This is a genomic window from uncultured Boseongicola sp. (assembly GCF_937988555.1).
In the GTDB taxonomy this organism is placed as follows: domain Bacteria; phylum Pseudomonadota; class Alphaproteobacteria; order Rhodobacterales; family Rhodobacteraceae; genus Boseongicola.
In genome coordinates this window covers 1-6,091 of the sequence record NZ_CALJXO010000224.1, presented here as the reverse complement: position 1 = coordinate 6,091, position 6,091 = coordinate 1, and the positions used below count along the sequence as shown (strand labels likewise).

Genomic DNA, 6,091 nt, shown 5'->3' with positions numbered 1-6,091 from the left:
GGTGATTTCCCAGATTGCCTTACCGAACTTGCGCGCTTCCTGGAACCACTCCGCATATTCCGGCGTGTTAACGGTGGGCAATTGCCCCCAACATTTGAAGTCACGACGGTTCAAAACGCCCTTGGCCCCAAGGCTCATGACAAAATCGCGTTTGTCTTCATCCGAGATCACGCCGATTGCGTTCGCGCCCGCCGTATTGATCAGCTGGATCGCGTAAGACCCAAGACCGCCAGAAGCCCCCCAAACCAGAACATTCTGGCCCGGTTTCAGGTCGTGAGGCTCGTGTCCAAACAGCATCCGGTAAGCCGTTGCCAAGGTTAACGTGTAGCAGGCGCTTTCTTCCCAAGTGAGGTGCTTGGGGCGCTCCATCAATTGCTGGGCTTGCACCCGTGTAAACTGAGAGAATGACCCGTCCGGCGTCTCGTAACCCCAAATGCGTTGCGAGTTTGAGAACATCGGATCGCCGCCGTTGCATTCTTCGTCGTCGCCATCATCCTGGTTGCAGTGGATCACGACTTCGTCGCCGACCTTCCAACGCTTTACCTTATCACCAACCGCCCAGACGATGCCCGAGGCATCCGAGCCTGCTATATGATAGGACTGATTATGGCCGTCAAACGGGCTGATCGGCTGTCCGAGGGCCGCCCAAACACCATTGTAGTTAACGCCAGCGGCCATCACCAAAACGAGCACTTCATTGCTGTCAATTTCTGGCGTGTCTACGACTTCGACCTGCATGGCGGTGTCAGGATCGCCGTGACGTTCGCGGCGGATCGCCCAAGCATGCATCTGTGCCGGAACATGGCCCATCGGTGGCATTTCGCCCACGGCATAGAGATCCTTGATCGGGGATGTCTGGGTGACTGTTGCTGCCTTCGCGTCCAACGCCATCTGTCGGCTCCTTAACACTATCACGCTGCACCGCAGAATCGCGTTGCGCCTCTGGTGGAATTAGCGCCCATAAAGTAATTATGCAAACGATTTTTTATGGTTTTTGTAATTTTATGTCTTAAGGGAATTGCTCTCGGTTGAAAAAGCCGGGATCGCAATGGCTGCATCTGCAGCAAGGTATTGTCGAATGGAATTGGCATAAAAGATCGCCAAGTCGGTGGCGATAATCCTGTAAATCTCGTCTTCGCGAGACAGGATATGACGTACGACCAAGCCCTCAAGAACACCTGCAAGAGCCTCGTTGTCGCCCTCGGGCGCTGCGAAATCTGGAGGCGTTCCAACAAAGGCCGCACGCAATTTCTCGATCTCTGCGCTGATGTCTTGCATCGTTGCGTGACCGTCGCGCTTGAACAAAGCTGTCATAATCAGTGGCACCGTCACGACTGGCACGGACGTGCGAATATCCTCTTTCAATCGCTCGCCAAGAAGATGGACGAGGTCTGCGGTTTGCGGCGCTCCAGCCGCGAGTTCACTAAGCGATATTGGCCTGCCGAAAGTTACGCCGGCAACGCCGAACCGGGATTCAAGCCCTCGGAGTCGACGCCAGATATATCGCAGCGTAAATTGCACGCCTTCAGGCGCCGAAGCCCTAAAGCGGCGCGTTCCGGACCGGCCGGCAGCCACAAGAATACGGTCCTCGACAACGCGATCATAGTTCAGCGAAACAGGGACAAACACAACGTCAGGACCATCGGAACGCCAGCCCTGCACGATGTAGCTGAGGATGCCTAATTTGGGGGGGCCAACCAGCCCGTTCCGGCTTAGCCCGCCTTCGGGGAACACCGCTTGAGTGACGCCAGCTTCGGTCGCCTTTTTCACGTAAGATGCCAGAACCTTGCGGTACAATTCCGTGTGGGATCGACGCCGGATAAAATAAGCCCCCATGGCCCGCACGATCCGGCTTAATGGCCAGACATGCGCCCAGTCCCCCGCCGCGTAGCTAAGAGCCGACTTGTCGCCCGCAAGATAGGTCACCAGCACGTAGTCAAAGTTTGAGCGATGGTTGATCACGAAAACCAGTGTGGCGTTATGATCGACTGCTGAAAGAGCCTCGTCGTCGACACGGTGCAGTCGCACATCGAATAGCTTGTGCGACAGCCAACGGGTCCCGCGAATTGCAATACGGAAATAGGCCGTGGCGCTAAACGACGGGACGATCTCGCGGGCGTATCGGTGCGCTTTCTCAAAGGCGACGTCCTCGCGGACACCTTCGCTTTTGGCGTATTCGGTGACAGCGCGCACGACTTCGGGGTCATAGATGACTCGCTGGATCATGTCTTGGCGACGCAGGAGTTTGAAGGGTTGTATCGGGCGTTCAAGGCGCTTGTTCAGTTCGCTAACGAACCGCTCGGCGCGGCGACGGAAATACCAACGCACCGATGGAAACAGCAGATGAGTGGACGCAGTCACAGCCGCGAACACCAGAACAAGGACGAGAAGCCAAAGCGGCAAGGTGACCGATTGTGTCATGCCCAGACAGTGACAGCGTGCGCTAGGAAGGACAATCCCGTCATGCCGCGCCGCAGCGAATTGACAGAGATACAAAATGACTTTAAATCACCCTTTGGCGAAAGATTATTTCAGCCGATCTTGGAAGGATGCGCGCATGTCGCAAGTGCAGAATGAAACCGCTCGAAAGAGTGCCGATGATCCCTGGTTGTTTCGCACATATGCCGGACATTCGACCGCAAAGGCGTCTAACGCGCTGTATCGCGGTAACCTTGCGAAGGGTCAGACCGGCCTGTCTGTCGCGTTCGATCTGCCCACGCAAACGGGCTATGACAGCGATCACCGCTTGGCGCAGGGCGAGGTCGGAAAAGTTGGCGTGCCGGTTGCGCATCTAGGCGATATGCGCGCACTTTTTGACGCAATCCCATTGGATCAGATGAATACGTCGATGACCATCAATGCCACTGCACCTTGGCTTTTGGCGCTCTATGTGGCCGCGGCAGAAGAACAGGGCGCCGATGTCTCGAAGCTTCAAGGGACCGTGCAAAACGACATTATTAAGGAATACCTTTCACGCGGGACCTATGTTTGCCCACCGCACCCATCGTTAAGAATGATTACCGACGTTGCCGCCTGGACGCGAGAACATCTTCCAAAATGGAACCCGATGAACGTGTGTTCCTACCATTTGCAAGAAGCCGGAGCGACGCCGCAACAAGAGCTCGCCTATGCGTTGGCGACGGCGCAGGCCGTTCTTGACGACCTGAAGAAAAAGGTTCCGCCTGAGCATTTTCCCGCAATGGTTGGCCGTATCAGTTTCTTCGTGAATGCCGGTATCCGGTTTGTCACGGAACTATGCAAAATGCGCGCGTTCGCCGAGCTTTGGGACGAGATTTGTCGGGAACGCTATGGGGTCGAAGAGGAGAAGTTTCGACGTTTTCGGTACGGAGTACAGGTGAATTCTCTGGGGCTTACCGAACAGCAGCCCGAAAACAACGTTTACCGTATCCTATTGGAAATGTTGGCTGTGACCTTGTCAAAGAATGCGCGCGCGCGGGCAGTTCAGCTTCCCGCCTGGAACGAGGCGCTTGGCCTGCCACGGCCCTGGGATCAGCAGTGGTCCTTGCGGATGCAGCAAATTCTGGCATTTGAAACCGACCTTCTTGAATACGGCGATCTGTTCGACGGCAATCGGGTGATTGCATCGAAGGTTGAGGCCCTGAAAGCAGGAGCGCGCGCCGAGCTTGCACATATTGATGCGATGGGCGGCGCGGTCGAAGCGATCGAACATATGAAGATGCGTCTGGTCGAAGCAAACGCAGACCGTATTCAGCGTATTGAGCGTGGTGAGACCATTGTTGTCGGCGTTAACAAGTATGAATCCGGGGAGCCTTCGCCGTTAACCAGCGGCCCCGAGGCCATCATGCTCGCTGACCCAAAGGCCGAGGCGGATCAGATTGCGCGGCTTGAAGCCTGGCGCGCAGCGCGTGACCAAGACGCGGTTCGCGCAGCCCTCGCGGATTTAGAAGCAGCCGCTCGGGATGGGACCAACATCATGCCAGCATCGGTCGCTGCGGCGAAAGCGGGTGTTACAACGGGCGAATGGGGCGATATCGTTCGCGGTGTTTTCGGACAGTACCGTGCGCCGACCGGGGTGTCGCAGGCGCCGTCGAACAAGACGGAAGGTCTTGATGAGTTGCGCGCTGAAGTGGACGCGGTTTCAGCCAAGCTTGGAGAGCGGCTGAAGTTTCTTGTGGGCAAGCCGGGTCTTGACGGACACTCGAATGGGGCCGAGCAAATTGCGACGCGCGCGCGCGATGCAGGCATGGACATCACATATGAAGGTATTCGCCTGACGCCGTCTGAAATTGTCGCTGCTGCCCAAAAGCAAGGTGCGCATGTCATTGGATTGTCTATTCTTTCCGGCAGTCATATGCCGTTGATCGAGGAGCTGTTGAGTGAACTGCGGGGCGCCGGACTGGGTCAAACGCCGGTCGTCGTCGGCGGGATTATTCCCGACGTTGACGCGGAACGGCTGCGCACGATGGGAGTAGCCCGGGTTTATACGCCGAAGGATTTCGACCTTAACCGGATTATGTTTGACATCGTGGCGCTTGCTGACCCGGCAGGTGTTGCCACTGAGGAAGCGACCCGTTGATAAAGGTTAACGGTTGATCTTCTGAACAGGCTCGTCGCGGCTGTTGCTTTGTCGGATATTGCCTTCGGGGGGGCGGTTGAAATCTCGGATCGAGCGGCAGGCAACAAATGCCTCAAATCTGGGTCGCAATCATGTCTTCGGTGTCGATATACCACAACCGCCCGCCCGCCGTGCTGACACAGCCATCAATCCCCTGATCTTCGTGCGTCTCCATATCTTCCCGGCTCGGAACCTCCGACCACGCGTTTGCGTCATATTCCGGGTGCGAGTGGTAGGGTGCGTCGATTTCAATGCCTTCTGGCGTGTCGATCTCGCACCAGTCGGGACCGCCTTTTGCGGCCGGGGTCGCAACCAAACTGCCGCCTCCGTCAAACCCGAGGTCGCCGCACTATTCGACATTGTCGCGAAATGACTGGGCCTGGAGGTTGCCCAAGACGGATCGGGCAAGATCGGCCTCTGGGTCAGCGGATGCAGAACTGGTGCCGAGTATAAACACAAGGCTTACGACAAAGCAGCGGACCATTGGCAACCTTCCGTTTCCGAAGTAGCACTTTAAAAGCCATGATATCATTCACGAGAGGGGTCCTGACATGACGATTCACATTGGTGCCAAAGAAGGCGATATTGCTGAAACCGTGTTGCTGCCTGGAGACCCGTATCGTGCGAAATGGGCCGCCGACGCATTTCTGGACAACGCACGGCTGGTCAACGAAGTCCGTGGCATGCTTGGGTTCACGGGCACGTGGCGCGGCAATCCGGTGACCATTCACGGTTCCGGAATGGGAATGCCAAGTCTGTCAATTTACGCGACCGAATTGATCAGGGATTACGGCGTGCAAACGCTGATCCGGATCGGGTCGTGCGGCGGAATGCAGGACGGGGTTAAGGTACGCGATGTTATATTGGCGATGACAGCATCGTCGCTTTCAACACCGTCGCGGGGTATCTTCAAAGAGTTTCAGTTCGCGCCTTGTGCCGACTACGGCCTTCTGCGCGCAGCCGCTGATGCTGCCAAAACCAAAGGCGTTTCCACGCATGTCGGAGGGATTTATTCGTCGGATACTTTCTATGACGAGCGGCCAGATCTGAATGAGCAAATGATGCGGCACGGCATTCTTGGCGTCGAAATGGAGGCCGCTGAACTTTACACTCTGGCGGCACGCTATGGACGCCGGGCCTTGGCTGTCCTGACCGTGTCGGACCACCTGATTACCGGGGAAGCCTTGCCAAGCGACCAGCGTGAGAAAAGCTTTGGGGACATGGTTGAAATTGCTTTGGAAGCTGCCTTTGCGTGACGTCGAGCCCCAGGGCTATGCCTGACGAGTTTGTCTATGAGATATCGCAGGCCGGCTTAGTGAAAAGCATTTTTAATCAGTGACTTGAAATATTCTATGTCCACAGACACTCGTCACCCGAGATATGACCGGGTGACGAGTTTTGGATTTCACAAAGACGATTAAGAGGCGGAGGGCGCGTCTATTTCTGCCTTTTTGAGGAACCATGTACGGGGTTCACGGTCGGGGCCGTGCCAGT

General features: G+C 56.3%; 4 protein-coding genes and 1 pseudogene. 2 read left to right on the top strand and 3 right to left on the bottom strand.

The genetic code is table 11. The features are described from left to right. The coding region (gene ccrA / locus Q1B15_RS13715) for a crotonyl-CoA carboxylase/reductase (protein ID WP_299754478.1) at window positions 1–891 on the bottom strand (891 nt) is incomplete at its 3' end. A 111-nt stretch (window positions 892–1,002) separates the two neighbouring features. Next, complete coding sequence (locus tag Q1B15_RS13710; RefSeq protein WP_299754476.1) at window positions 1,003–2,421, bottom strand: 1-acyl-sn-glycerol-3-phosphate acyltransferase; 1,419 nt, start codon at window positions 2,419–2,421, stop codon at window positions 1,003–1,005. Window positions 2,422–2,557: 136 nt separating this feature from the next. Here Q1B15_RS13710 and Q1B15_RS13705 point away from each other — a divergent pair, with 136 nt between their 5' ends. After that, entirely contained in the window at window positions 2,558–4,558 is a 2,001-nt protein-coding gene (locus tag Q1B15_RS13705) for a protein meaA (protein ID WP_299754474.1), read from the top strand. Between the two features lie 112 nt (window positions 4,559–4,670). On the opposite strand, the pseudogene Q1B15_RS13700 reads toward Q1B15_RS13705, so the two are convergent. Then, window positions 4,671–4,934, bottom strand: a pseudogene (locus Q1B15_RS13700) (DUF4329 domain-containing protein); the annotation flags it as partial. A gap of 214 nt (window positions 4,935–5,148) precedes the next feature. Here Q1B15_RS13700 and deoD point away from each other — a divergent pair. Next, a complete protein-coding gene (gene deoD / locus Q1B15_RS13695; RefSeq protein ID WP_299754472.1) occupies window positions 5,149–5,853 on the top strand; it encodes a purine-nucleoside phosphorylase in 705 nt (234 codons plus the stop codon). Window positions 5,854–6,091: the final 238 nt, after the last annotated feature.